Annotated in this window: 20 protein-coding genes; 8 read left to right on the forward strand and 12 right to left on the reverse strand. The window is 65.8% G+C overall.

Annotation, left to right across the window (positions count from 1 at the left end; genetic code table 11):
- Nucleotides 1–51: 51 nt before the first annotated feature.
- Together LQG66_RS14015 and LQG66_RS14020 are read right to left on the reverse strand one after the other, a co-directional pair.
- On the reverse strand, nucleotides 52–825 hold the full coding sequence (locus LQG66_RS14015; RefSeq protein WP_231326802.1) for a tRNA1(Val) (adenine(37)-N6)-methyltransferase: 774 nt from the start codon (nucleotides 823–825) through the stop codon (nucleotides 52–54).
- Nucleotides 818–1,045: a putative signal transducing protein gene (locus tag LQG66_RS14020; protein WP_231326803.1), complete on the reverse strand. Its 228-nt coding sequence runs from the start codon at nucleotides 1,043–1,045 to the stop codon at nucleotides 818–820. The genes LQG66_RS14015 and LQG66_RS14020 overlap by 8 nt, the downstream gene beginning before the upstream one ends.
- 121 nt (nucleotides 1,046–1,166) lie before the next feature.
- On the opposite strand from LQG66_RS14020, the gene LQG66_RS14025 reads away from it, so the two are divergent.
- On the forward strand, nucleotides 1,167–2,177 hold the full coding sequence (locus LQG66_RS14025; RefSeq protein WP_231326804.1) for a polyprenyl synthetase family protein: 1,011 nt from the start codon (nucleotides 1,167–1,169) through the stop codon (nucleotides 2,175–2,177).
- Between the two features lie 261 nt (nucleotides 2,178–2,438).
- On the opposite strand, the gene LQG66_RS14030 is transcribed toward LQG66_RS14025, so the two are convergent.
- The 3 genes from LQG66_RS14030 to LQG66_RS14040 all read right to left on the reverse strand — a co-directional run bounded on the left by LQG66_RS14030 (nucleotide 2,439) and on the right by LQG66_RS14040 (nucleotide 7,073).
- Nucleotides 2,439–3,341 carry a 4-(cytidine 5'-diphospho)-2-C-methyl-D-erythritol kinase gene (locus LQG66_RS14030; RefSeq protein ID WP_231326805.1) on the reverse strand — a complete coding sequence of 301 codons (903 nt, stop codon included), beginning with the start codon at nucleotides 3,339–3,341 and terminating at the stop codon, nucleotides 2,439–2,441.
- A gap of 32 nt (nucleotides 3,342–3,373) precedes the next feature.
- Complete coding sequence (locus LQG66_RS14035; protein ID WP_231326806.1) at nucleotides 3,374–5,173, reverse strand: tetratricopeptide repeat protein; 1,800 nt, start codon at nucleotides 5,171–5,173, stop codon at nucleotides 3,374–3,376.
- 241 nt (nucleotides 5,174–5,414) lie between these two features.
- Complete coding sequence (locus LQG66_RS14040; protein ID WP_231326807.1) at nucleotides 5,415–7,073, reverse strand: electron transfer flavoprotein-ubiquinone oxidoreductase; 1,659 nt, start codon at nucleotides 7,071–7,073, stop codon at nucleotides 5,415–5,417.
- A 311-nt stretch (nucleotides 7,074–7,384) separates the two neighbouring features.
- On the opposite strand from LQG66_RS14040, the gene LQG66_RS14045 reads away from it, so the two are divergent.
- Nucleotides 7,385–8,203, forward strand: a complete 819-nt coding sequence (locus LQG66_RS14045; protein ID WP_231326808.1) for a uracil-DNA glycosylase — start codon at nucleotides 7,385–7,387, stop codon at nucleotides 8,201–8,203.
- 19 nt (nucleotides 8,204–8,222) lie between these two features.
- On the opposite strand, the gene LQG66_RS14050 is transcribed toward LQG66_RS14045, so the two are convergent.
- From LQG66_RS14050 to LQG66_RS14070, 5 genes are all read right to left on the reverse strand, one after another.
- Nucleotides 8,223–8,834, reverse strand: a complete 612-nt coding sequence (locus LQG66_RS14050; RefSeq protein ID WP_231326809.1) for a hypothetical protein — start codon at nucleotides 8,832–8,834, stop codon at nucleotides 8,223–8,225.
- 36 nt (nucleotides 8,835–8,870) lie between these two features.
- On the reverse strand, nucleotides 8,871–10,379 hold the full coding sequence (locus LQG66_RS14055; RefSeq protein WP_231326810.1) for a glycosyltransferase family 39 protein: 1,509 nt from the start codon (nucleotides 10,377–10,379) through the stop codon (nucleotides 8,871–8,873).
- Between the two features lie 199 nt (nucleotides 10,380–10,578).
- Nucleotides 10,579–11,430 (reverse strand): ribonuclease HII, encoded by an 852-nt coding sequence (locus LQG66_RS14060; RefSeq protein WP_231326811.1) that lies wholly within the window; start codon nucleotides 11,428–11,430, stop codon nucleotides 10,579–10,581.
- A 64-nt stretch (nucleotides 11,431–11,494) separates the two neighbouring features.
- Nucleotides 11,495–11,944: a VOC family protein gene (locus LQG66_RS14065; RefSeq protein WP_231326812.1), complete on the reverse strand. Its 450-nt coding sequence runs from the start codon at nucleotides 11,942–11,944 to the stop codon at nucleotides 11,495–11,497.
- Between the two features lie 64 nt (nucleotides 11,945–12,008).
- A complete protein-coding gene (locus tag LQG66_RS14070; RefSeq protein ID WP_231326813.1) occupies nucleotides 12,009–13,187 on the reverse strand; it encodes a PA0069 family radical SAM protein in 1,179 nt (392 codons plus the stop codon).
- Between the two features lie 200 nt (nucleotides 13,188–13,387).
- Here LQG66_RS14070 and LQG66_RS14075 point away from each other — a divergent pair, with 200 nt between their 5' ends.
- The 4 genes from LQG66_RS14075 (at nucleotide 13,388) to LQG66_RS14090 (ending at nucleotide 18,101) form a co-directional block, all read left to right on the forward strand.
- Complete coding sequence (locus tag LQG66_RS14075; protein WP_231326814.1) at nucleotides 13,388–15,802, forward strand: phosphoketolase family protein; 2,415 nt, start codon at nucleotides 13,388–13,390, stop codon at nucleotides 15,800–15,802.
- 168 nt (nucleotides 15,803–15,970) lie between these two features.
- A complete protein-coding gene (locus tag LQG66_RS14080) occupies nucleotides 15,971–16,543 on the forward strand; it encodes a glycosyltransferase family protein (RefSeq protein ID WP_231326815.1) in 573 nt (190 codons plus the stop codon).
- A 59-nt stretch (nucleotides 16,544–16,602) separates the two neighbouring features.
- The gene (locus tag LQG66_RS14085) at nucleotides 16,603–17,532 is read left to right on the forward strand and encodes a bifunctional helix-turn-helix transcriptional regulator/GNAT family N-acetyltransferase (RefSeq protein WP_231326816.1); all 930 of its coding nucleotides are present in this window, start codon (nucleotides 16,603–16,605) and stop codon (nucleotides 17,530–17,532) included.
- A gap of 170 nt (nucleotides 17,533–17,702) precedes the next feature.
- The gene (locus LQG66_RS14090) at nucleotides 17,703–18,101 is read left to right on the forward strand and encodes a hypothetical protein (protein ID WP_231326817.1); all 399 of its coding nucleotides are present in this window, start codon (nucleotides 17,703–17,705) and stop codon (nucleotides 18,099–18,101) included.
- Nucleotides 18,102–18,137: 36 nt separating this feature from the next.
- On the opposite strand, the gene moaB is transcribed toward LQG66_RS14090, so the two are convergent.
- Nucleotides 18,138–18,698, reverse strand: coding sequence for a molybdenum cofactor biosynthesis protein B (moaB, locus tag LQG66_RS14095; RefSeq protein ID WP_231326818.1), 561 nt, complete (start codon nucleotides 18,696–18,698; stop codon nucleotides 18,138–18,140).
- An 11-nt stretch (nucleotides 18,699–18,709) separates the two neighbouring features.
- Entirely contained in the window at nucleotides 18,710–19,630 is a 921-nt protein-coding gene (gene ypfJ, locus LQG66_RS14100) for a KPN_02809 family neutral zinc metallopeptidase (protein ID WP_231326819.1), read from the reverse strand.
- On the opposite strand from ypfJ, the gene LQG66_RS14105 reads away from it, so the two are divergent.
- Together LQG66_RS14105 and LQG66_RS14110 are read left to right on the forward strand one after the other, a co-directional pair.
- Entirely contained in the window at nucleotides 19,629–19,880 is a 252-nt protein-coding gene (locus LQG66_RS14105) for a hypothetical protein (protein WP_231326820.1), read from the forward strand. The genes ypfJ and LQG66_RS14105 overlap by 2 nt on opposite strands.
- Before the next feature lie 132 nt (nucleotides 19,881–20,012).
- The gene (locus LQG66_RS14110; RefSeq protein WP_305879326.1) at nucleotides 20,013–21,143 is read left to right on the forward strand and encodes a site-specific DNA-methyltransferase; all 1,131 of its coding nucleotides are present in this window, start codon (nucleotides 20,013–20,015) and stop codon (nucleotides 21,141–21,143) included.

Genomic DNA, 21,143 nt, shown 5'->3' on the forward strand with positions numbered 1-21,143 from the left:
CGGTAACCGAACGCCAATCCGAAGCGCAGACGCAATAACGTCTGACCCCCATCAACCGTTCAGGGGGCCGGCCAAGGCCAGCGCCCCCTGCCCCTCCAGCACGCGTACCACCTCGTCGCTCGGTCCGCCTGCCGCCTCATTCAGCATCACACCCGCGAGCATTTGGGTCGGCGCCCGGCCTCCCTTGACGGCCCTCACCAGAATACGAATGGCCGGCCGCGCCGGATGGCCGTGAACGGGTTGAACGGCTAGGCTGCCGAAGCCGCGCGTCAGCGCCGCCAGAACCTCCCCCAAGCCATCCGCACGCCAGATCAGCGTCAGCACACCACCTGATTTCAGCATCCGTCGCGCCGCCTGCGTCCAGATCTCCAGCGTCGTCGCGGTGGACATATGGGCAGCCGCGCGGGTCGCATCGGGTGAGGCACGATGACGCGCGGCGTCATGGAAGGGCGGATTCATCAGGACCACGTCGACACTGTCGGACCCGAGCCCGGCGGCGGCGAAGGCGGCGGCGTCCGCAGCCACATCGAGCACGGCGACATCCGCCTGCAGTTCGTTGGCGCGTGCATTGTCGCGCGCAAGGCTCGCCAGACCCGGCTCGCGCTCGACCAGCGTCAGTGCGACGCCATCCACCCGCCTGGCCAGCGCCAGCCCGGCCGTTCCGACCCCGGCGCCGAGGTCGACCACGCGATCGCCCGGGCGCGCGGCCGTGGCCGCCGCGAGCAGGATTGCATCATGGCCGGCGCGATGCCCCGAGGTCGGCTGCCGCAGCCGCAGCCGGCCACCGAGCACGGCGTCTTCGGAGATGTCGGCGGCGTCACTCATCGGCGCGCAGTTCATGCGCGAGACCGGCCTCGGTGAGGAGACGGCGGGCCTCGACGTTGTCGTCCTCATGGACCAGGATCCGGCGCGGCAGAATGCCGAGCGAGCCCTCGATGATGCTCATGTTCTGGTCGAGCACGAGATGATGGATGTTGGCGCCGTCGAGCAGCGCCCCGATCGCCGAAACCAGCACGATATCGTTGGTCCGAACCAATTCCTTCAATCGTTATGTCTCCGTGCCGGCTTGTGTCAAAGAAGGCTGGGTCAAGGTTCCGTGTCTGCCCTTGCCGCGTGCAACGGCAGTTTCTATTGTCGTTGCCAGGATAGCAAAATTGGAGACCAGCGTGGCGGTTATCGTACCTTTCGAGAGCCCATCGGGAGCTTCGATCGATGGGCTGGTCGGGCTGGTCGCAGCCGACATGGAACGGGTCAACACCACGATTCTGTCGCGGACCGGCTCCGACGTGACGATGATCCCGGAGGTCGCCAATCACCTGATTTCCTCGGGCGGCAAGCGGCTGCGGCCGATGCTGACGCTCGCCATGGCGCACCTCACGGGATACCCGGGCGACGGACACATCAAGCTCGCCGCCGCGGTCGAATTCATGCACACGGCGACCCTTCTCCATGACGACGTGGTTGACGAGAGCGAAATGCGCCGGGGCAAATTGTCCGCGCGCATGCTGTGGGGCAACGAGGCCAGCGTGCTGGTCGGCGACTTCCTGCTCGGGCAGGCGTTCCGCATGATGGTCGAGGTCGGCTCGCTGCGCGCGCTCGACATCCTGTCGGCCGCCGCGGCCACGATCGCCGAAGGCGAGGTGATGCAGCTCGCCGCCGCCAAGAACACCGCGACCACCGAGGACGAATATCTCGCCGTGATCCGCGGCAAGACGGCGGAGCTGTTCGCGGCCGCCTGCGAGGTCGGTCCGGTGCTCGCCGATCGCCCCAAGGCCGAGCAGGCCGCATCGCGCTCGTTCGGCATGAATCTCGGCATCGCCTTCCAGCTCGTCGACGACGTGCTCGACTATGGCGGCAAGGCCGCCAAGCTCGGCAAGAACATCGGCGACGATTTCCGCGAGGGCAAGATCACGCTTCCGGTCGTGCTCGCGTTCCGCCGGGGCAGCGACAGCGAGCGCGCGTTCTGGATCAAGTCGCTGGAACGCGGCGAGATCAGCGATCATGATCTCGATCATGCGATCGGGCTGATGAACAAGCACCGCGCGCTCGAGGACACGATCAGCCGCGCGCATCACTACGGCGCGATGGCGGTCGATGCGCTGGCGCTGTTCCCGGCCTCGCCGATGAAGGCGGCGCTCGGGCAGGTCGTGGCGTTCTGTTTGGCGCGGTCGCATTAGTGACCAACACACACGCGGTCATGCCCCGCGAAGGCCGGGCATCCAGTACACCGCGGTGCTCATGACTGCGCCCTCTCCCCTTGCGGGCGAGGGCATGTCGGACAGAGCGGCAAACTCGGTCGGGTGAGGGGTATGCCTCCACGAGCGTTGTTTGCGGAGAGATACCCCTTACCCAACCGAGTGCGTTGATGGGCCGGCGATGCCCTCTCCCGCAAGGGGAGAGGGCGCTGTATCGCGCAGGCGCTCGGAGACTGTACGCAGCTAACTCAGCGTCCCCGCGTGCACCCACCACTCGGGGTGCGCGGCTGCAATCTGTGCGCCGGCGGACTTTGCATCGGCGTCGCTGCCATAGATCGCGAAACATGTCGCGCCTGAGCCGGACATCCGCGCCAGCAGGACGCCGCCGCTTGCACGCAGCGAGTCGAGCACGGTGCCGATGATTGGCTGCACCTTCAGCGCCGGCGGCTCGAGGTCGTTGCGCACCTCTCCGAGCGCATCGACCCAGTCGCTGACCGACGCACCGGCCCCTGGCCACGCCGGCGCCGTCAGCACGTCGGTCACGCCGACCAGAAGTTCACCCGGCTTCAGGCCGAGCGCCTGGAAGACGTCCTTGGTCGCCACCGGCACGCGCGGATTGATCATCACGCACGGCAGCACCGGCAGATCGAGCGGCAGCAGATTTTCCCCGACACCGGTCATGGTGCAGGCGCGTGACGCGACGCAGACCGGCACGTCGGCTCCGGTCTGCAGCGCCACGGCGACCAGCCGCGGATCATCCAACGCAAGACCATTGCGCCGCGCCAGCAGCCGCAGCGCGGCCGCTGCATCGGCCGAACCGCCGCCGATCCCGGCCGCGACCGGCAGCACCTTCTCCAGCGTGAAGGCGCCGAGCTCCAGCCCGGGAACGGCCTCGCTGAGCAGGCGCGCGGCCTTCAGCACCAGATTGTCCGAGGTTTCGCCGCAGGCTCCAGCCAGAGGACCGATCGTGGTCAGCGTCAGCTCGGAACCGGGCACGAGGCTGAGCTGATCCGCACAGTCGGCGAAGGCGACGACGCTTTCGAGATCATGGTAGCCGTCGCCCCTGCGGCCGACGACGCGCAGGGTCAGATTGACTTTGGCGCGCCCCGTCTCGCGAAGCGCGCCTTGATTGCTGGACGCCAACATCGGCGCAAAGTCCCCCAAGATTGAGCGGCGACTTAGCCGCCCTTGCCGTCGTCCTTCTTGGCGTCGGACGGTGCGTCCTTGGTGTCCGCGCTCGCTGCCGCCGGAGCGGGATCGTCGGTCAGGCCGTTCTGGATCTTGGCCTCGATCTTCGGCAGCTCTTCAGCCTCCGGCTTCAGGTCACGGGCATGGGCCCACTGGAACTTCGCTTCCAGCTTGCGGCCGATACGCCAATAGGCGTCGCCGAGATGGTCGTTGATGGTCGGGTCCTCGGGCTTCAGATCGATCGCGCGCTCGAGGTTCTTCACCGCCTCTTCGTAGTTACCGATGCGATAATAGGCCCAGCCGAGCGAGTCGACGATGTAGCCATCGTCCGGCCGCTGCTCGACGGCGCGCTTGATCATCTTCATGCCTTCGTCGAGGTTGACGCCCTGGTCGATCCAGGAATAGCCGAGATAGTTGAGCACGTGGGGCTGATCGGGCTGCAGCTCGAGCGCCTTGCGCATGTCGGCTTCGGCCTTGGGCCACTGCTTGGAGCGCTCCAGGCAGATGCCGCGATAGTAGTAATAGACGCTGTTGGCCTTGTCGTTGTTCGCAGGCAGCGCGTCGACGCCGAGCGAATAGGTCTTGGCGCAATCGGCGAATTTCTTGCGGCCGCGCTCGACGTTGCCGAGCGCCATGATCCCTTCGAGATCCTTCGAATCCTGGGCGATCACGTCCTTGAGAATCTTGATCGCCTCGTCGCCGCGGTCGGCGCTGTCGAGATCGGTTGCGAGCTGGATCTGCGCGTTGCGCTTGAGCGGCGAGCTTGCCGGCACCCGCTCATAGACCTTGATCGCCATCTGCGGCTTCTTCACGGTCTCGTAGAGATCGGCCAGCGACAGCAGCGCCAACGGATGATTCGGCTGCAGATGCAGCGCGAGCTGCAGATAGACCAGGGCGAGATCCTCGCCGCCGCGGCGGCTCAGCGTCGCGCCGATGCCGTACAGCGCTTCGGCAGCGCCGGCCTGCGCCGAATCGATCAGCGGCGGCAGCTTCTTGCCGGCCTTGATCTCACGCAGGCCGTCCTGCACCAGCGGGTGACGCGCGAGCTTCTTGTCGAAGGCCTCGTAGATCGCGGTCGCCGCCGCCGCATCCTTGTTGCGCGACAGCCAGTGCGCATAGGCTTCGGTGATGCGCAGCATCGAATCGTCGAGCTTGTAGGCGCGCTCGAAGCGCACGCCGGCTTCCTTGTCCTTGCCGGCCAGCTCCCAGATCATGCCGGCATGCAGGTCCTTGAACAGCGGGTACCATTCGGGGCCCGTCAGCTTGTCGATGTTGGCGACCGCGGTCTTGGCGTCGCCGGCGCCCGCAGCTGCCCACGCCGACAGCAGGGTCGCGACCAGATCCGTGATCGGACCGCGCACGGACTGGTTGATGTTGGTCTGGGCTGCAGCGTACTTCTTCTGCTTGATGTCCTGCACGCCGACGACCAGCCGCGCGATGCGGTTCGACTTGTCGACCGTGAGCACGCGTTCGGCGAGCTTGACGGCTTCGTCGATGTCGCCGTCGGCGACCGACGAGATGAAGGCACGATCGAGCAGCTCGTTGTTCTTGGGATCGCTGCGCAGCGCCGAACGGTAGAACGCAGCTGCGGAGGCCGCATCGCGCTCGACACTGGCATGGCGCGCCGCCAGATAGCTGCCGGACGTGGTGAGCGCCTTCAGATCGACGCCGGTCGGAAATTTCGCGGTGTTATCCGCCGGGTGATCCGGCGTCTGGGCCAGGACGGTACCGGGGAGCAGCAAGGCAGCAACGGCAACGGCGGTCCAGCGATTGCAACGAATTGATAACATCACGGTGCGCTCTGATTGTTGGAAAGGACTGGTCGTCTCGGACACAAACCCGGTCGGCAGCTCTTCAAGGCGCCGACAATGCCGCGTTTAGCGGCCAACCGCAAGGATCTGCAGGATATTCGGGTCAGCCGGTAGCCCCTTTGGCAAAGGTCACCTGCGTCAAACCGCGGCAGTATGGCCGTATCGTGGCCGGTCACCCCTCCCGGGGCGACCGCCTCACGCAATCGTGCGTTAATCCGCGCTACATGGCTTCGTAGTTCGGCCCGCCGCTGCCCTCCGGAGGAACCCAGGTGATGTTGCCATTGGGATCCTTGACGTCGCATGTCTTGCAGTGGACGCAATTCTGCGCGTTGATGACGAAGCGTGGGCTGGTGCCGTCCTCGACCCATTCATAGACGCCCGCAGGGCAGTAGCGGTTGGACGGCCCGGCATAGACGTCGTGCTCCGAGCTCTTCTGGAGCGCCATGTCGGCGACCTTCAGATGCACCGGCTGGTCTTCCTCGTGATTGGTGTTGGACAGGAACACCGAGGACAACCGATCGAACGTCAGCTTGCCGTCCGGCTTCATCGCCGGTTTGGGCTGATGCGCCTTGGCCGGATCGAGGGTCGCGCGATCGAGCTTGCCGTGCGACTGGGTGCCGAACAGCGAGAAGCCGAGCGTGTTGCACCACATGTCGAAGCCGCCCAGCACGACGCCCAGCACGGTCCCGAACTTCGACCACAGCGGCTTGACGTTGCGGACCGTGAACAGGTCCTTGCCGACCGGGGAGTCGCGCCAGGCGTTCTCGTAGTCGACCAGTTCATCATTGGCGCGCCCGGCCGCGAGCGCGGCGTTCACATGCTCGGCCGCGAGCATGGCGCTGCCTATCGCGTTGTGCACGCCCTTGATGCGCGGCACGTTGACGAAGCCTGCGGCGCAGCCGATCAGCGCGCCGCCGGCAAACGACAGCCGCGGCACCGACTGATAGCCGCCTTCGGTGATGGCGCGGGCGCCATAGGCGAGCCGCTTGCCGCCTTCGAACACGCCCCGGATCGAAGGGTGCGTCTTGAAGCGTTGGAACTCCTCGAACGGCGACAAATAGGGATCGTTGTAGTTCAGGTGAACGACGAAGCCGACTGCGACGAGGTTGTCGTCGTAGTGATAGAGGAACGAGCCGCCGCCGGTGTTCATGTCGAGCGGCCAGCCGAAGGAGTGCTGAATCAGCCCCTTCTGATGCTTGGCGGGATCGATCTGCCAGACTTCCTTGAGACCGATGCCGAATTTCGGCGGCTCGCTGTTCGAGTCCAATGCGAATTTCGCAATCAGCTGCTTGGACAGGCTGCCGCGCGCCCCTTCCGCGAACAGCGTGTATTTGCCGAGCAGCTCCATGCCGCGCGTGAACGAGGACTTGTGCGAGCCGTCCTTGGCGACGCCCATGTCGCCGGTCGCGATACCGCGCACGGCGCCATTGTCGTCGTAGAGCACTTCGGTCGCGGCGAAGCCGGGATAGATCTCGACGCCGAGCGCTTCCGCCTTGCGCGACAGCCAGCGGCAGACATTGCCGAGCGAGCCGATGTAGCAATGATGATTGTCCATCAGTGGCGGCATCGCGAAGCCCGGCAGCGCGATCGCACTGCTCTCGGTCATCCAGAAGAACTTGTCGATCTTGACCTGCGTCTTGAGCGGGCAATCGTCGTCCGAACGCCAGTCCGGGATCAGTCTGTCGAGCGCGACCGGATCGATCACCGCACCCGACAGAATGTGCGCGCCGACCTCGGAGCCTTTCTCGACGACGACGATGTTGAGGTCGGCGTTGAGCTGCTTCAGGCGGATCGCAGCGGTCAGGCCCGAGGGGCCGGCGCCGACGATGACGACGTCGAACTCCATGGATTCGCGCGGGGGCAATTCTTCGGTGCTCATGTTTCTCGATCTCAGGCCCGGCTAGTGTTCCGGCATCAACATTCGCATCCCCCCTCCGGGCGGCACTTCAGCGAATGTCGGCGCCAAAGGACTAGCTAAGTTATTGTTGCTATTGCAGCTTTGGATTTGAAATTTGCACGGCGATCTCGCGGCGGGGAGATGCAAACGTCAAATCCGCTGCACTAGGGCGTTCCGTCCCTTTTTTTGGGTCATTCCAATCCCTTGTTTCCGATTTTTCCGGGCAGGACAACCACGGAAATGCATTCCGTCATGCGCCAATGCGGCGTAAACAGACGTATCGACCGATCATGATGACCCTCGAGCCCCTCCCCGACGTCCGGCAACTGCTCGCCTTCTATCTGGAGGCCGGGGTCGATTGCGCGCTCGCCGACGAGCCTATCAATCGGCTGGTGGAGCCCGAGGCGATGCCTGCGCCCGCCGCTGTCGCCCGCCAGACCGCGGCGGCGCCGGCCGGCAGGCTGGCAGCGCCGGCGGTCATTCCGCCCCGCGGCGAACCGCCGCCCCCGCCGGAGACAGCGATCGCCTCGGCCCGCGAGGCCGCGCGCACCGCGCCGACCCTGGAGGCGCTGCGTGCTCTGCTCGAGACCTTCGACGGCTGTTCGCTGAAGCAAACCGCTTCACGGCTGGTGTTCGCCGACGGCAATCCGCAGGCGCGCATCATGCTGGTGGGCGAGGCGCCGGGCCGTGACGAGGACATCGAGGGGCTGCCCTTCGTCGGCCGCTCCGGCAAGCTGCTCGACCGCATGATCAGCGCCATCGGGCTCGACCGCAGCAAGGTCTATATCGCCAACGTCATCCCGTGGCGGCCGCCGGGCAACCGGACGCCGACGCCGCAGGAGACGCAGATCTGCCTGCCCTTCATCCGCCGCCAGATCGAGCTGGTCGATCCCGACGTGCTGGTGACGCTCGGCAATCCGTCGACCCAGGCGTTGCTCGGGACGACCGAAGGCATCATGCGCACGCGCGGCAAATGGCGCGACTACGACACCGGAAAACGGACCATCCGCGCGATCGCGACGTTCCATCCCGCCTATCTTCTGCGCTCGCCATCCTACAAGCGGTTGTCGTGGCAGGACCTGCGCGCGATCGCAAAGGTGTTGCCGGCCTGATGCCCGCGGCGCCCCGAGTTCAGGTCTCGGCTGCGGGCGCAGTGATCTGCGAAAGCCCATAACGGCGCGCCAGGTAATGCGCGAGCCACTCGCGTTCGATCTCACTGGCGCCTCGCGCAAGATCAAGACGCTCGGCACCAGCATCGACCGTGAGGCGGTTGCCCGAATCGGTCTCCCGGAGGCGCAGCGACTGGAGCTGCCTTTGCGTCAGCTCAATCCGAATTCGCTTCGGAAACAGCGTTCTGAAGCCGTCGCGGACTCCCTTCGACCGGCCCTGCTCGCCATTGTTGAATTCGAATGGGGCAACGCCTGAATCGTAAGACAGGCTGCTCCGACTGAGGGCGAGGGTCTCGGGAACGGTCGGACGAAACGAACGATACCCGGTCGCAGCGGCGAAGATGCCGCCGATGGTCCAGGCGCCAAGCCAGAACACGAGAAATGCGGAACCTTGCCCGGACGTGATCTTGGACCAGGCGGAGGTCCATCCCACGGCCCAGCCGCCAAGCCAGAACAGCAGAAACAGCCCGCCGAAATAGCGCGTCGGGCTGCCGGCCTGGGGAATGCGGATGATCGGATGCACCCCTCCCCCGGAGATCGTGATCCGAGAGCCATCAGGGGGGTTCAGGTCCATGCCGGCTGCTCCCAACCATCCCTTCGATCGATCACATCACGGCCCCTTCGGCCGGACGATGGCCCAGCCGACCCGCAGCAGCGGCTGCCGGCCGTTGACCAGCCAGTCGAAGCTGCGCGGCACCTCGGGCACGAGGCCCGGAAAGCGACTGATCACCTCCGGCGGCGGCGTGCCCGCCGTATCGGACGCGCGCCAAACCACGATGCCGCCGCTCTCGGCGAATTTGGCGGCCGTCAGCCAAGGCGTCCGTTGCGGGGCGGCATCGAGGAAGAGGTGCGCCCGGCGGCGGCCGAGCGAAATCAGACTCGCCAGTTGCGGGTCGCCGGCGACGGCCTGCAGCCGCTGATTGGTGCGGCGCTCGAAGCTGTCGACGAAGAAGCGGGCGATGTCGCGGGCCGGCATCGCGGTCACGACCTCGCCGTCGCCGGCCCAGGGCAGCACGACCGCGCTGCCGGCGACGAGAATGGCGGGCGCCGCAATCGCGGCCGCCCACACCGCACGCAGGAGCCGCTGGCGCCGCAGGTAGATCAAGTCGCCTGACGCGACCACCATGGCAAGGCCGACCATCATCAGCGTGACCGCAGGCCCTCCGAGCACGGTGGGCAGGCCGAACAGACCCGAGATCAGGCTGCCGGCCACCGCCGGCGCGATCGCGAAGCAGTAGACGAAATCGCGCCCGAGCGGCGGCACCGGTGGACGATAGATGATCGGCGCGTCGGTTTCGCTGCGGCCAGGCCAGTTGGCATCCAGCAGGACCAGAAGCAGAACGGCCGAGATCGCCAGCAGCAGCCCACCGCCAAGTGTGAGCCAATGCCTGGCGCGCACCGCGAGCTCCGCAAGCGGAGGCAGCGCGGGTAGCCCGACACTGTCGGCCCGCAGCACGAAGATGAGATAGGGCAGCGCCAGCACCAGCACCACGAGCAGCGCGAACAGCGGATCGAACGATCGCAACACCCGACGGCCCTGCACGGTCGAGACCACGAAGCCCGCGATCAGGAGCAGCAGCCCGATCGCGGCCGACGTGGTTAGCAACAGCAATCCGGCTTCGATCGACCAGGCGAACCAGGCATTGCGCCGGCCCAGCCCGAGGATCTGCCAGCTGTGGAGCAGCAACAGCGCCCAGAGCGGACGCGCCAGCACGTCAGGACCGAATTCGAGGGTCGGAACGCCGAACGCAGTGATGGTCATCGTCAGCAGCACGGCCAGTACCGCCTGCTGGCCGCCGACGATCGCGCGCGCCAGCAGATACACGCCCCACAACGTCAGGGCCGAGCACAGCACGGAAAGGAGGTAGACACCGAACAAATGGTTGCCGGCGGCGCGATAGGCGATGTCGGCAAGCCAGAACGACAGCGGCGGCCCCAGATCGGTGCCGACCTGGTACTCCCGGCCGAACGCGAGGGAGGTCGCAAGCTCGCCCGGAGGGCTGCGATAGAGCACCATGGCGACGCCGAGCCACAGCATGGCCTGGCATAACACCACGATCACGACCACCAGCCGCGGCCGCGCGCGGATCAGTTCGACAACCAGGGACGTGAAACGCATGAACGGCTGGATCGCTTGGGACGTCGAGGAGAGGCCGGCAGGACCGTCCCTCATCCGCAGCAGCCTCGCTGTCCCGACGCCCACGATCGATGCCACATGATCGGGGCGCACAAGATCGCCCCCGCTGCGAGGAGTGACACATCGTGCCGGTTGGCTGACTTAAGCTATTAAGACCGCGGCGCTGGCGAGGCAACCGGCATCACAGGCCGATGGATATTTCGCTGGACGTGACGACCGTGATCTCCGCCAACAGGTCCGGCTCGCGCTGCACGGTCGAGGGCTGGTGCTTCTGGCGCGCCGCCACGACCGGTGCAAACAGGCTGCGGTGATGCACCGACGGGCCCAGCCGGTCGAGCGCGGCGAGATGCTCCGGCACCCCGTAGCCCTTGTGCTGCTCGAAGCCGTAGCCGGGGCAATCCTGCGCCAGGGCGCACATCAGCCGGTCCCGCGTCACCTTGGCCACGATCGACGCCGCCGCGATCGACATCACGAGGCCGTCACCGCCGATCACCGCGTCGCAGGCGCAGTCGACATCGATGCGGTCGCGACCGTCGACGAACACGTGCTTCGGAGCCTCCGGCAGCGCCTTGACGGCGCGCGACAGCGCCCAAAGCGAGGCGCGCAGGATGTTGTCGCGATCGATTCGCGCCGGCGAGGCGAAGGCGACCGCGAACGCCGAAGTCTTGCAGATCTTGTCGAACAGCGCCTCGCGCTGCTCGGCGCTCAGCCGCTTGGAATCATCGAGACCCTTCGGGATGCGCGCGGGATCGAGAATGACGGCCGCAGCGACCACGGGCCCCGCGAGCGGACCACGTCCCGCCTCGTCACAGCCGGCCACCGGCCAGACGCCTTGCTTCAGCAGCGCACGCTCGCGCCGGAAGCTCGGCGGCGACACCGCGATGACGCCCTTGCCGAGCTTTGCGCCGGCCTTGCCCGCGCCGTTCTCGGCGGCCACTTTCGCAGCGCCCTTGGCAGCGGCCTTCGTAGCAGTGCTGGTAGCAGCCTTCGCCCTGCCCGGCTTCTTCGCTTGATCCCGAATCATGGCCGGCATGGTGCGTAACGGGCTTCGCCCGCGCAACCCGGAACCGGCGGCAATTCCCGCTATTCGCAGCCCATCAATCCGGCAGGCGCACCCGCCCGTCGTCGCCGAGATCGATCCCTGGCGCGACCACGACTTCCCAGACATGTCCGTCCGGATCGGCGAAATAGCCGCCATAACCGCCATAGTCGGTCGGCTGTGCCGGCTTCAGCAGAGCCGCCCCCTTCCCGACTGCCCAATCGAGCGCGGCATCGACCTCGGCTTCCGAACGGCAATTCCAGGCTAGCGTCACGCCACGGAAATCGGAGGCGCGCGGCATGTCCGGCAAGCCAGCGTCCTGCGCAAGCGCGTCCCAGGGATACAGCGCCAACACCGTTCCGCCGGTGTCGAAAAACGCCACCGCCTCGCCCGTCGCTCTGAATTTTCGGGCAAACCCGAGCGAAGCGTAGAAGGCGATGCTCCTGCGCATGTCGGCCACTCCCAGCGTGACGACAGTGAACCGGGGAACCACAACTTGGTCAGCCATCATCCACTCCGTGCCAAATCCACTTCGTGCCAAACCCATTTCGTGCCAAGTCAAACTGCCAACGTCAGAACAGGCTGAGCTGCTGGCCGCCGCCCTTGGGTCGCACGAAATGATCGGTGGTGAGCTTCGCGCGGCGCTTGTTCAGTCCCAGCTTCTCACAGGCGATCTCGAACCGCCGGCCGATCATCCAGGCCATCGGGCCCGTGCCCTTCATGCGCGTCCCCCATTGCGAGTCGTAGTCGCGGCCGCCGCGCATGTCACGGATCAGGGTGAACACGTGGCGGTAGCGGTCCGGATAGTGCTCGAGCAGCCATTCGCGGAACAGATCGCGCACCTCGAGCGGCAGCCGCAGCAGCACATAGGCTGCCTCCTTGACGCCGGCATGGGCGGCGGCATCGAGGATGCGCTCGATCTCGCTGTCGTTGAGCGCCGGGATCACCGGCGCCACCATGACCGTGGTCGGAATGCCGGCCTTGGAAAGCGCCTGCAGCGCCTCCAGCCGCTTCGCCGGCGTCGAGGCCCGCGGCTCCATGGTCCGCGCCAGCTTCGGATCGAGCGTGGTCACGGAAATCGCGACCTTCGCCAGATTCCTCTTGGCCATCCGCGCCAGGATGTCGGCATCACGCATCACCAGCGCCGACTTCGTGACGATCCCGACGGGATGGCCAACCTTTTCCAGCACCTCGAGGATGCCGCGCATGATCTTCCGCTCGCGCTCGATCGGCTGGTAGGGATCGGTATTGGTCCCGATCGCGATCATCCGCGGCTCATAGCCGCTGGCCGCGAGCTCCTTCTCCAGCAGCGCCGGCGCGTCCGGCTTGACGAACAGCTTGGATTCGAAGTCGAGGCCGGGCGACAGGCCGAGAAAGGCGTGCGTTGGCCGTGCAAAGCAGTAGACGCAGCCATGCTCGCAGCCGCGATACGGATTGATCGAGCGATCGAAACCGATGTCGGGCGAGTCGTTGCGGGTGATGACCTTGCGCGAAGTATCGGTGGCCACCGTCGTCTTGAACGGCGGCAATTCCTCCAGGCTCTGCCAGCCATCGTCGAAGATGACGCGCGCTTCGGCCTCGTAGCGGCCGCTGGCATTGGATTGTGCGCCCCGGCCGCGGCGCCGGCCCCGTTCGATGGCGACCGCGAGTTCGGGGAAATCCGTCTCAGGACCGCTTTGGGTCGCGCCCGCCGGCTCGGAGGGCACCTTGACCGGCGGGCGCTTGAGGGCATGTGAGGATGCTCGGCTCATGGCCAAGACATAGCACACGAACAGAACATTACAAGAACAAAATAGAACAAAACGGAACGACGCTGCGCTCAGCATCTGAGCCCGCGCAAGGCCAGCCATCACATTCCTGTTCTATTCTCGGACGGTGCTGGAACGAGGCGGTGCGGCATTACTCTAATACAGCATCCCGCAGTCGCGCAGCGGATGGCAAGCGAGGGCTTATGCAGTTCACATCTTCCGACCCGACGACCCTGACCGACGATCTCGATCTGCTGGACCGCTATTGGCGCGCGGCCAATTTTCTCTCGGTGGGCCAGATCTACCTGCTGGACAACCCGCTGCTGCGTGAGCCGCTCAGGCCGGACCACATCAAGCCGCGCCTGCTCGGACACTGGGGCACGACGCCCGGACTGAACTTCATCTACGCGCACCTGAACCGCGCGATCCGGCTGCAGGACCTCAACGTCATCTATGTCTGCGGCCCCGGCCATGGCGGTCCGGGCATGGTCGCCAACACCTATCTCGAAGGCAGCTACAGCGAGATCTATCCGGACATCGCGCGCGACGCCGACGGCCTGCGCAAGCTGTTCCGCCAGTTCTCCTTTCCCGGCGGCATCCCAAGCCATGCGGCCCCGGAGACGCCAGGCTCGATCCACGAGGGCGGCGAACTCGGCTACGCGCTGCTCCACGCCTATGGCGCGGCGTTCGACAATCCCGACTTGATCGTCGCCTGCGTGGTCGGCGACGGCGAGGCCGAGACAGGCCCGCTGGCCGCATCCTGGCATTCGAACAAGTTCCTGAACCCCGCCCATGACGGCGCGGTGCTGCCGATCCTGCATCTGAACGGCTACAAGATCGCCAATCCGACCGTGCTCGGCCGCATGAGCGACGCCGAAATCAGGAGCCTGTTCGAGGGCTATGGCTACGCGCCGCTGTTCGTCGAGGGCTCCGAGCCGAAGGCGATGCATCGGGAGATGGCGGATGCGCTCGACGTCGCGCTCGCGAGCATCCGCTCGATCCAGCAGAATGCGCGCCAGCCGGATGCGGCGATCGAACGCCCGAGATGGCCCATGATCGTGCTGCGCAGCCCAAAAGGCTGGACCGGGCCGAAGGAGGTCGACGGCCTCAAGGTCGAAGGCTTCTGGCGCGCGCATCAGGTGCCGATCGCCAATCCGCGCGGCAACCCCGGGCACCTCGCGCTGCTCGAAGCCTGGATGAAGAGCTACGAGCCGGAGCGGCTGTTCGACGACCAGGGCCGCCTCCGACCGGAGCTGCAGGCGCTGGCGCCGAAGGGCTCACGGCGCATGGGCGCCAATCCGCACGCCAATGGCGGGCTGTTGAAGCGCGAACTGAAGCTGCCCGATTATCGCGCCTTCGCCGTCGATGTGCCCTCCCCCGGCAAGACCACCGCAGAGGCGACGCGCGAGCTCGGCAAGTTGCTGCGCGACGTCATCAGCCTCAACGCCGACCGCCGCAACTTCCGCATCATGGGCCCGGACGAAACGGCGTCGAACCGGCTCGACGCGGTGTTCGAGGTGACCGAGCGGGTCTGGATGGAAGGCATCGAGCCTTACGACGTCCATCTCGCCCGGGACGGCCGCGTCATGGAAGTACTGAGCGAGCATCTCTGCCAGGGCTGGCTCGAAGGTTACCTCCTCACGGGTCGCCATGGCCTCTTCTCGTGCTACGAAGCCTTCATCCACATCGTCGATTCGATGTTCAATCAGCACGCCAAATGGCTGAAAGTGTCGCGTGAGCTGCCGTGGCGGCGACCGATCGCGTCGCTGAACTACCTGCTCACGTCGCATGTCTGGCGGCAGGACCATAACGGCTTCAGCCATCAGGATCCCGGCTTCGTCGACTTCGTCGCCAACAAGAAGGCGGACATCGTCCGCATCTACTTCCCGCCGGACGCCAACACGCTGTTGTGGATCGCCGACCATTGCCTGCGTACCTACGACCGCATCAACGTGATCGTTGCCGGCAAGCAACCCTCGCTGCAATGGCTGTCGATGCAGGACGCCGCCACGCATTGCGACGCCGGCATCGGCATCTGGTCATGGGCCGGCACCGAGCCGGCCGGGGAGGAGCCTGATGTGGTGATGGCTTGCGCCGGCGACGTTCCGACGCTGGAGACGCTCGCGGCCGTCGATCTCCTGCGCAAGGAATTGCCCGACCTGAAGATCCGGGTCGTCAATGTCGTGGACCTCATGACCCTGCAGCCGAAGGAGGAACATCCGCACGGATTGAGCGATCGCGAGTTCGACAGCCTGTTCACGACGAACAAGCCGGTGATCTTTGCCTATCATGGCTATCCCCATCTCATCCATCGCCTGACCTACAACCGGACCAACCACAGCGGCCTGCATGTGCGCGGCTTCATCGAGGAGGGCACGACAACGACGCCGTTCGACATGGTGGTGCTGAACGAGCTTGACCGCTTCCATCTGGCGATCGAGGCGATCGAACGTGTGCCGGGGCGCGGCGTCTCGGCTGCGCACGTGACGCAGAAATTCCGCGATGCGCTGATCGAACACGGTCGCTACATCCGCGCCCATGGCGAGGACATGCCTGAGATCCGCGATTGGGTCTGGCCGTACAGCACCGGCAACACGACGCCAGCCGCCGGCATCTAGGCCTGCAAAGGTAGAGCGGTCAGGAAGTCGCATCCACCGGTCGACGGCGCGGCAGGCCGGGGCGAGCGCCCGGCCTGCCGCAAAATTCCGCAGCGCAGCGGGCTGATTTGGATATGACAAGATGATAACAAGCAGGCCGGAGGCGTTACAAACAACGATGCCCGGTCCATGCTGAGCGTGATCATCCCGACCGCAGGGGTCGAGCAGACCGCTGTCGCCACCCTGTCAGCGCTGGTGCCGGGCGCGGCAGCCGGTGTCGTCAGCGAGGTCCTGCTGATCGACCGCTCCCTCGATTCCAGCGTGATCGAGCGCGTCGCCGACGTCGCCGGCTGCCATTTCATGAAGTTCGAGGGCTCGCATGCCGCAGCACTCGCGGCGGGCGCGGCGCAGGCCCGCGCGCCTTGGCTGATGTTTCTGCCGGCGGGCGCGGTGCTCGATCCCGGCTGGATCGACGAGACCATGCAGTTCGTGCAGAGCGTATCCGCCGCCGGCCGGCCGCTGGCCGGCGTCTTCCGCTACGCCAGATCGCCCTACGCAGCCGTCAGCGTGCGCGACCGGCTGCGGTCGGTTACGCGGGCATTGGTCGGCCCGCTCGGAGATCAGGGGCTGCTGATCGCCCGCGATCACTACCGCCAGGTCGGCGGTTACAAGCCCGACGCCAAACGGGCCGAAACGCGGTTGCTGCGCCAGCTCGGCCGCTCCTCTCGCACCATGCTGCGCAGCCGGATCGTGATGGTGTAGCGCCCGATACTTGCCAAATTCAACGAATTGGTTGACAATGGCAAGTATTGGAGATGCCCATGGTCCATGCTCAGTCGGACAGCCAGATTGCCGCCGTGCGCGCGTTCAATCGCTTCTACACGAGGAAGCTTGGCGCGCTCGATCAGCATCTGCTCGACAGCCCGTTCTCGCTCGCTGAAGCGCGCGTGCTCTACGAACTGGCCCACCGCGAGGCCGTTTCCGCCAAGGAGATCGGACTCTCGCTCGGACTCGACGCCGGCTATCTCAGCCGCATTGTGCAGAGCTTCGACGAGAACGGACTGATCAGCCGCACGCCCTTGCCGTCCGATCGAAGGCAGCAGCAGATAGGCCTCACCGCGAAGGGACGCCAGGCGTTCGCCCGGCTCGACCGCAGCTCGCAGAAGGAAGTCGCGGCGATGCTCGACACACTGCCACAGCCGGCGCGCGAGCGGCTGGTGGGCGCGATGACGACGATCGAAAACGTGCTGGAGCCGCCGGCGCAGGCACGATCCCCCGTCCTCCTGCGCAGCCACCGTCCCGGCGACATCGGCTGGGTGATCTCGCGGCACGGCGCCGTCTACGCCGAGGAATATGGCTGGGACATCTCGTTCGAGGCGCTGGTGGCCGAAATCGGCGCGCAGTTCATCAAGAGCTTCGATCCGGCGCGCGAGCATTGCTGGATCGCCGAGGTCGCCGGCGCCCCCGTGGGCTCGATCTTCCTAGTCAGGAGCACCGACGAGGTCGCCAAGCTGCGGCTGCTGCTGGTGGAAAAGAACGCGCGCGGACTTGGCGTCGGCCGCGCCCTGACCGACCAATGCATCCGCTTCGCCCGCGAGAAGAACTACAAGAAGGTCGTGCTGTGGACGCAGAGCATCCTCACGGCCGCGCGCGACATCTACGCCCGCGCCGGCTTTCGCAAGATCGCGGAGGAGCCGCATGCCTCCTTTGGCGCCGAGCTCATGGGCGAGACGTGGGAGCTCGAGCTGTAGCTTGCGCGGGCTCGCCCGATCGCGGCGTCGCGACAACTGGCGGTAGCCTCATCCTACCTCTGCAACACACTGTACACGCTGATTGCGGAGTTCCCGCTCTTCGGTAGTATTTCGCCGAACCAGAGAGGGTGTGATCAGTGATCAGTTTGACGTGTCGATCGAAGCTTGCCGTGCTTCTTGCACTTGCTGGCATGTTGGGAATCGAGGGCGCCGGCGGCATGGCGGCTCACGCCGCGCCAAAGGGCCGCACCACGATCGCGATCACGCGGACGAATGATTTTCTTTATCTGGCAGCGCCCGCCGCCATCGAGATCAACGGCGCCAAGGTGGCGAGTCTCGGCCGCGGCGAAAGCTATAGCGGCCAGATCGCGCCGGGTCCGATCGCCATCACCGTGTCCACCTGGTCGTCGCCGGGATCATCGAGCCTTCGCTTCACCGCGGCGCCCGGAAAAACCTATCGGATGGTCGTTGGTCCACGGGGTAAGAATTTCGCGGCCAGCATGATGGGCGGCCTCGTCGGCGCCGCGATTGAAGGCGGCGGCGCATTCGAGATCGTTCCGGCTCAGTGACGGACGCGGCCGATCGCGCGTCGTCGCCATGGCGAGTCAGGCCGTCGCGCCCTGGGCCTTGGGCCGCCGCAGATGTTCGTCGAGACGCGGCATGATCTCGACGAAATTGCACGGACGCGTCCGATAGTCGAGCTGGGCGGCGAGGATGCCGTCCCAGGCGTCACGGCAGGCGCCGGGCGATCCCGGCAGGCAGAAGATGTAGGTCGCGCCGGCAACGCCCGCGGTGGCCCGGCTCTGGATCGTCGACGTGCCGATCTTGGCATGGCTCAGCATGTGGAAGGCGATCGAAAAGCCGTCCATGCGCTTCTCGAACAACGGTTCGATCGCCTCAGGCGTCACGTCACGGCCGGTGAAGCCGGTGCCGCCGGTGGTGATCACGACGTCGACGCCGGGATCGGCGATCCACGACCTCACCACCACGCGAATCTTTTCGACGTCGTCGGTGACGATCTCGCGCGCCGCCAGCTTGTGGCCGGCTGCCGTCAGCCGGTCGCTCAAGGTCGTCCCCGACTTGTCGTCGGCGAGCGCGCGCGTGTCGGACACCGTCAGCACGGCGATGTTGAGCGGAACGAAGCTCTTGCTCTCGTCGATCGCCATCCCACCACTCCTTACAGCGAATTCGCGCCGAACGTATTGCAGGCCTGCACCGTGCCCTGCTGATAGCCGACCATGAACCAGCGCTTGCGCTGCGCCGCTGAGCCGTGTGTGAACGAATCCGGCACCACGCGTCCGGTCGCCTGCCGCTGCAAGGTGTCGTCGCCGATCGCGGACGCGGTCGTGAGTGCGGAATCGATGTCCCCCTCTTCGAGGAAGCCCGGGCGCTTCTTCGCCTCGCGGTTCACCCAGACGCCGGACAGGCAGTCTGCCTGCAGCTCGACCTTGACCTGCAGCGCGTTGGCTTCAGCCTTGCTGCCCGACTGCTGCTGCAGCCGCGTCACGCGCGGCAGGATGCCGAGCAGGTTCTGGATGTGGTGTCCGGCCTCATGCGCGATGATGTAGGCCGCCGTGAACTTGCAGGCGCTGCCCGAGCAGCCACGGAAGCGCGTCTCGACCTCGCGGAAGAAGCCGGTGTCGAGGAAGATCTGCCGATCCGGCGGACAATAGAACGGCCCCATCGCCGACTGCGCCATGCCGCAGCGGCCGCCATTGGTGCTGTTGCGGAACAGCACGATCTTCGGTCCGGTGTAGCTCTGACCACTGGCCTGGAATATCTCGCTCCAGCGGTCGTCGATCTCGCCGAGGACGCCGGAGATCATGTCGCCCATCTCGTCCTTCGGCGCGCCGGTCTTGCCGGGCGACCGGCGATCCGCCTGATAGGACGGCGCACTGCCATGGTTCAACATCTCGGCGCCGCCGATCAGGATGCGCGGATCGATGCCGAAGGCGTAGCCGATCAGGCCGAGCACGATGATGGTGCCGATGCCGAGCCCGCCGCCGCCGATCGGCAGACCCATACCGCCGCCCATCCCGCCGCCTTCGTCGCGACGGTCGTCGATGTCGTCGCTGCGACGGAAATCATCGTAACGCATGGCGGCCTTTCCTCATGATCCTGCGCGGCTCTGCGCGAAATTCCCAACGCGGCAAACAGGTAAAATTTCCACACTGTTAATCAATAACCCGCCCGGCAACTTTTGCCTAGCGCCGCCGGAAAAACCGGCGGGCGCCCCGCGCCTCGCCCAACGGCGTCCGCGCAGCGGGAGCGAAAAACCCATCACAATCGCCGTGTTGCGCAAGAACGCCGATCGCAAGCGCGCCGGACTTCATCGTCACCGCACGTGATGAAGGACTGCGCATCGATGCGAAAAATTTTCCCGATTAAGTCCATTTTTACTTTGCCGGGTCAATGTGACGCCAGTCGGTTGTTAGGTCCCGCGTCGCCGACAGCGTCGCCTGAGTCAGAGTTCATGAGTCATGGTTGAGTCGCGTCGCGGGGCGTCTGCAAGGGCGCCCCGCACTAAATTTCAGGCTCTTGAAGAGCAACGAATCATCGTCGGCGACTGCGTCGCCGAGATGTCCAAACTGCCAGGCGGATCGGTCGACCTGGTGTTTGCAGATCCTCCCTATAATCTGCAGCTCAAGGGTGAGCTCAAGCGCCCCGACGAATCGCAGGTCGATGCGGTCAACGACGATTGGGACAAGTTCTCATCGTTCGCCGCTTACGACGACTTCACGCGCGCCTGGCTGCTCGCCGCACGGCGGCTGATGAAGCCGAGCGCGACGATCTGGGTGATCGGCTCCTATCACAATATCTTCCGCGTCGGCGCGATCATGCAGGATCTCGGCTTCTGGATCCTGAACGACATCGTGTGGCGCAAGTCCAACCCGATGCCGAACTTCCGCGGCCGCCGCTTCACCAACGCTCACGAGACCATGATCTGGGCAGCGCGTGACGAGAAGGCGAAAGGCTACACCTTCAACTACGAGACGTTGAAGGCCGCCAATGAGGACGTGCAGGCGCGGTCAGACTGGCTGATTCCGCTGTGTACGGGCGAGGAGCGCCTCAAGGACGGCGACGGCAAGAAGATCCATCCGACGCAGAAGCCGGAAGGCCTGCTCGCTCGGGTGCTGCTGTCGTCATCGAAGCCCGGGGATCTCGTGATCGATCCGTTCAACGGCACCGGCACCACCGGCGCCGTGGCAAAACGCCTCGGCCGCCGTTATGTCGGATTCGAGCGCGACAAGACTTATGCTGATGCTGCGGAACGGCGCATCGCCGCCGTCGAACCGCTGCCTGAGGCCACGCTCGCGCCGTTCATGACGGCGCGCGATGCGCCGCGCGTCGCTTTTTCAGAGCTGATCGAGCGCGGCATGATTTCGCCCGGTACCAAGCTGGTCGACTCCAAGCGACGTCACGGGGCCCTGGTGCGTGCCGATGGCGCCATCACGCTCGGCGACAAGGTCGGCTCGATCCACCGGATCGGCGCGGTGGCCCAGGGGCTGCCGGCCTGCAACGGCTGGACGTTCTGGCACGTCGAGACGAAGGGCGGCCTGAAGCTGATCGACGAATTGCGCGCCGCGATCCGCTCGGAAATGACCGCCTGA

This window comes from Bradyrhizobium ontarionense (assembly GCF_021088345.1).
GTDB lineage: Bacteria > Pseudomonadota > Alphaproteobacteria > Rhizobiales > Xanthobacteraceae > Bradyrhizobium > Bradyrhizobium ontarionense.

Excerpts from the sequence above, each read along its gene's own strand:
- LQG66_RS14015 (WP_231326802.1), bottom strand. The coding sequence starts at position 825 with ATGAGTGACGCCGCCGACATCTCCGAAGACGCCGTGCTCGGTGGCCGG.
- LQG66_RS14030 (WP_231326805.1), bottom strand. The coding sequence starts at position 3,341 with ATGTTGGCGTCCAGCAATCAAGGCGCGCTTCGCGAGACGGGGCGCGCC.
- LQG66_RS14035 (WP_231326806.1), bottom strand. The coding sequence starts at position 5,173 with ATGTTATCAATTCGTTGCAATCGCTGGACCGCCGTTGCCGTTGCTGCC.
- LQG66_RS14040 (WP_231326807.1), bottom strand. The coding sequence starts at position 7,073 with ATGAGCACCGAAGAATTGCCCCCGCGCGAATCCATGGAGTTCGACGTC.
- LQG66_RS14045 (WP_231326808.1), top strand. The coding sequence starts at position 7,385 with ATGACCCTCGAGCCCCTCCCCGACGTCCGGCAACTGCTCGCCTTCTAT.
- LQG66_RS14050 (WP_231326809.1), bottom strand. The coding sequence starts at position 8,834 with ATGGACCTGAACCCCCCTGATGGCTCTCGGATCACGATCTCCGGGGGA.
- LQG66_RS14055 (WP_231326810.1), bottom strand. The coding sequence starts at position 10,379 with ATGCGTTTCACGTCCCTGGTTGTCGAACTGATCCGCGCGCGGCCGCGG.
- LQG66_RS14060 (WP_231326811.1), bottom strand. The coding sequence starts at position 11,430 with ATGCCGGCCATGATTCGGGATCAAGCGAAGAAGCCGGGCAGGGCGAAG.
- LQG66_RS14065 (WP_231326812.1), bottom strand. The coding sequence starts at position 11,944 with ATGGCTGACCAAGTTGTGGTTCCCCGGTTCACTGTCGTCACGCTGGGA.
- LQG66_RS14070 (WP_231326813.1), bottom strand. The coding sequence starts at position 13,187 with ATGAGCCGAGCATCCTCACATGCCCTCAAGCGCCCGCCGGTCAAGGTG.
- LQG66_RS14075 (WP_231326814.1), top strand. The coding sequence starts at position 13,388 with ATGCAGTTCACATCTTCCGACCCGACGACCCTGACCGACGATCTCGAT.
- LQG66_RS14080 (WP_231326815.1), top strand. The coding sequence starts at position 15,971 with ATGCTGAGCGTGATCATCCCGACCGCAGGGGTCGAGCAGACCGCTGTC.
- LQG66_RS14085 (WP_231326816.1), top strand. The coding sequence starts at position 16,603 with ATGGTCCATGCTCAGTCGGACAGCCAGATTGCCGCCGTGCGCGCGTTC.
- moaB (WP_231326818.1), bottom strand. The coding sequence starts at position 18,698 with ATGGCGATCGACGAGAGCAAGAGCTTCGTTCCGCTCAACATCGCCGTG.
- LQG66_RS14105 (WP_231326820.1), top strand. The coding sequence starts at position 19,629 with ATGGCGGCCTTTCCTCATGATCCTGCGCGGCTCTGCGCGAAATTCCCA.
- ypfJ (WP_231326819.1), bottom strand. The coding sequence starts at position 19,630 with ATGCGTTACGATGATTTCCGTCGCAGCGACGACATCGACGACCGTCGC.
- LQG66_RS14110 (WP_305879326.1), top strand. The coding sequence starts at position 20,013 with ATGGTTGAGTCGCGTCGCGGGGCGTCTGCAAGGGCGCCCCGCACTAAA.